Here is a 4,106-nt window from a genome sequence, read left to right on the forward strand (position 1 = left end):
CGGGCAGTTCACGGTCGCCGGGGCGCAGCACTGCCCGGTCGACGGTGCCGTACGCGTCGCGTGCGGCGAGCAGCGCCTCGACGTCGAGCCCGGCGTCGTTGGCGACGGTGCCCTTCAGGTCCGCGACGGCGACGACGCGCAGCCCGGCACGGTCGAGGAAGCGGGCCGTGGCGCCGCCCATCGTGCCGAGGCCCTGGAGCGCCACCCGGGTGCCCTCGTGCGCGACGCCGGCCCGGTCGAGCGCGGCGAGCACGCACTCCGCCACACCGCAGCCGCCCACGAGCTCGTCGAGCCCGATGCCGTCGACCTCGACGGCGAAGGCGTCCGCGAGCCGGGCGCGGGCCGCCCCCTCGTCGTCGAGCAGCGGGTACACGGCCTGGATCGACGAGACGAGCCCGGCCTCGGCGGCCGCCCGGTCGACCAGCTCCTGGGTGAGCCCCAGGTCCTCTCCGGTCGTCCAGAACGACTCGATGTAGGGGCGCATCGCCCTCAGATAGCGCACCAGCACGCCGTACGCCTCGGGGGCGCGCGGGTCGCAGTCGATGCCGCCCTTCGCGCCGCCGAGCGGGACGTAGCGGGCCTGCGGGTCGTAGTGCAGGGCCTCCTTCATGGTCATCCCGCGCGCGAGCCCCGCGACCTCGTCGAGCGTGCAGCCCGCGCGCATGCGCAGTCCGCCGCTGGAGACGCCGCGCACCAGCCGGTCCACGACCAGGTGGCCGGTGCGGCCCGTGACGTGGTCGGTCCAGGTCAGCCGGAAGAGCGGCGGCGGCGCGGGCGGGGTCATGCGGTCTCCTCGCGAAACGATCAACCGCGGGGACGTGGTTGCGGCCACGGACGCGGCTACGGAAGCGCGGGTCAGTATCGGGATCTCCGCGGAACCCTGTCAACGCGCCGGGTCGCGCGGGCCCCGCTCCTCGGACGAGCGGGGACGAGCGGGGACGAGCGGGAGTGGAGCGGGGAGGGGAGCGGGCGTGGGTCGGGAGTGGAGCGGGAGTGGGTAGGGAGAGAGGCGGGGGCAGGGGGCCGGTGCGTTGTCGGTGGGGCCGCCCATAATGGAAGACCCTGATCGATCGCCCGGGAGGCGCCGTGTCACGTTCGCTGAGTTCCGGACTGCGCTCGCTGCAGCCCGCATCCTTCGGTGCCGAGCCGGCGGGAGCCCGCCTGGACCGCATCCGCCGCTCGCCGAACTTCGCCGACGGCTCGTTCCAGAACCCGGAGGGCGCCCGCACGCGCCCCGACGGTTCGATGGTCGAGTTCGCGAAGGTCTACTTCGCCAAGGAGGAGCGCCGGCGCCGCGCCCCCTCCGGGACGGTCCCGGTGCACGCCACGACGCTGGCCGACCTGGCCCGGCCCGCCGCCACCGGGCTGCGGATCACCTGGATGGGGCACTCCAGCGTGCTCGCCGAGATCGACGGGGTGCGCGTCCTGTTCGACCCGGTCTGGGGCGAGCGCTGCTCCCCGTTCGCCTTCGCGGGGCCCAAGCGGCTGCACCCCGTGCCGCTCCCGCTCGCCGCACTCGGTCCGGTCGACGTGGTCGTCATCTCGCACGACCACTACGACCACCTCGACATGCCCACGATCAAGGCGCTGGCCCACACCGACACGGTCTTCGCCGTCCCGCTCGGCGTCGGTGCTCACCTGGAGCACTGGGGCGTCCCCGCCGACCGGCTGCGCGAGCTGGACTGGCACGAGTCGACGCAGGTCAAGGGCGTGACGCTGACCGCCACCCCGGCCCGCCACTTCTGCGGCCGCGGCCTGCGGAACGCACAGCACATGCTGTGGGCCTCGTGGGTCGCCACCGGCCCCGATCACCGCGTCTTCCACAGCGGCGACACGGGCTACTTCCAGGGCTTCCGAGAGATCGGCGCCGAGCACGGACCGTTCGACGTGACGATGATCCAGATCGGTGCTTACGCCGAGTGGTGGCCGGACATCCACATGACGCCCGAGGAGGGCATGCGGGCCCACCTCGATCTGCAGGGCGGGCCGGTGTCCGGGCCGATGCTGCCGATCCACTGGGCCACGTTCAACCTGGCGCCGCACGCCTGGACCGAGCCGGGTGAGGGCACGGTCACGGCCGCGCGCCGCGCCGCCGCCCGGATCGCGCTCCCGCGCCCCGGCGAGCCCTTCGAGCCGGCCGCACCGTCGCTGCCGGCCGAGCAGTGGTGGCGCCCGGTCGCCGCGGTACCGGAGGGCGGCTGGCCTGCCGCGTCCCCGGTGGCGGGCACGGACGACACGGAGGTCGCGGTCGCGGGGCGCTGAGGGCCCGCCCGAGCGCGACATCGATGTGCCCCAGGGCGACAGCGGCCGGCAGGGGCGGAACTCTGACGCCCGGCGGAGAGGGGCGCGGCCGCCTGTCGGACACTGGGTGCCATGACGACGACCGCACCCCGTACCCCGGAGCCGGACCCGGCACGAGACCCGGCGCCGGAATCGGACCCGATCGCCTCCGCGGACGGGTCGCCGACCGCGACCGCACACGTGAACGTCCTGATCGTGGGTGCGGGCCTGTCCGGGATCGGCGCCGCGCACCGGTTGGGGACAGCGCGGCCCGGTGCCACGTACACGGTGCTCGAGGCCCGCGAGGACCTCGGCGGCACCTGGGACCTCTTCCGCTACCCGGGCGTGCGGTCCGACTCGGACATGTACACACTCGGCTACGCCTTCCGGCCCTGGCGCGACGGCAGGTCTCTCGCGGACGGCGCCTCGATCCTGCGCTACATCCGGGAGACGGCACAGGAGTTCGGCATCGACCGGCGCATCCGCTACTCCAGCAAGGTCGTCGACGCCGACTTCAGTACGGCGACGAGCCGCTGGACCCTCACCGTCGAGGACCCCCGCGACGGCAGCCGCACCCTCATGACCTGCGACTTCCTGTACTCGTGCGGCGGCTACTACGACTACGGGCGGGCGCACACGCCCGACTTCGAGGGCACCGAGAGCTTCCGCGGCGAGCTCGTGCACCCCCAGTTCTGGCCCGAGGACCTCGACCACGGAGGCAAACGGGTCGTGGTCGTGGGTTCCGGCGCCACCGCCGTGACCCTCGTGCCGTCCCTCCTCGACAGCGAGCGGGCCGGTCGGCCCGCCGCGCACGTCACGATGCTCCAGCGCAGCCCCACATGGATCGGCTCCGTGGCCGCGCGCGACCGGCTCGCGGACCGTGCCCGCGCCGTGCTGCCCGAGGGGCTCGCGCACCGGGCGGTCCGCGCCAAGAACATCGCGTTCGGCACGGCCTTCTACCAGTTCTGCCGGCGCCGTCCGCAGGCCGCCCGGAAGATCCTCGGCCGGCTCGCCACCAAGGGGATCGGCGACGCCGCGCTCGTCCGGGAGCACTTCACGCCCGCGTACGACCCGTGGGACCAGCGTCTGTGCGCCGTACCCGACGGCGATCTCTTCCGGGCCGTCCGCGGCGGCAGGGCGCGCGTCGTCACCGACCGCATCGACCGGTTCGTGCCCGAGGGCGTCACGCTGCGCTCCGGCGAGGTGCTCCCCGCCGACATCGTGGTCACCGCGACCGGCCTGAGACTGCTGCCCTTCGGCGGCATCCGGCCCCGCGTCGACGGCGTCGAGGCCGACCTGTCCGAACGCTTCATCTGGCAGGGCGCCATGATCAGCGGCATCCCCAACTTCGCCGTCTGCGTGGGCTACACGAACGCCTCCTGGACGCTGCGCGCCGACCTCACCCATCGCCTCGTCTGCAAGGTGCTGACCTGGATGGACCGCGAGGGGTACACCGCCGTCGCGCCGCGCCCCGACCGGCCGCTGTCGCCGCGCCCGCTCCTCGACCTGGCCTCCGGCTACATCCGGCGCGCCGCCGGTTCCTTCCCCCACCAGGGCGACCGCAGCCCCTGGCGCATGCGGCAGAACTACGTGCTCGACGCCCTCACGACGCTGCGCACCGACCTCGGCCGCAGCCTCAAGCCGGTCACGCCCGGCCCGGGATCCGCCGACGACACCGGCTGGCGGCCCGACCTGCTCGGCGAGGGCTACGAGCAGCGGACCATCGAGCTGGGGCCCGACCCGGACGGCGAGGGCGACGCCGCCGCCGTCCTCGTCCGCCGCACCGTCCGCCCCGCGGAGCCGGTCACCGGCGCGGTCCTGTACCT

The 4,106-nt window shown here is 74.4% G+C and carries 3 protein-coding genes; 2 read left to right on the top strand and 1 reads right to left on the bottom strand.

Annotated elements, in window-relative coordinates; all coding sequences use genetic code 11:
- On the bottom strand, positions 1–784 hold a 784-nt coding region (locus tag GTW43_RS20240), incomplete at its 3' end, for a Glu/Leu/Phe/Val dehydrogenase dimerization domain-containing protein (protein WP_161303428.1).
- A 302-nt stretch (positions 785–1,086) separates the two neighbouring features.
- On the opposite strand from GTW43_RS20240, the gene GTW43_RS20245 reads away from it, so the two are divergent.
- Entirely contained in the window at positions 1,087–2,262 is a 1,176-nt protein-coding gene (locus tag GTW43_RS20245) for an MBL fold metallo-hydrolase (RefSeq protein WP_161303429.1), read from the top strand.
- 111 nt (positions 2,263–2,373) lie between these two features.
- A partial coding sequence (locus tag GTW43_RS20250) for an NAD(P)/FAD-dependent oxidoreductase (RefSeq protein ID WP_161303430.1) occupies positions 2,374–4,106 on the top strand: 1,733 nt, incomplete at its 3' end.

This window comes from Streptomyces sp. SID5785, assembly GCF_009870065.1.
GTDB lineage: Bacteria > Actinomycetota > Actinomycetes > Streptomycetales > Streptomycetaceae > Streptomyces.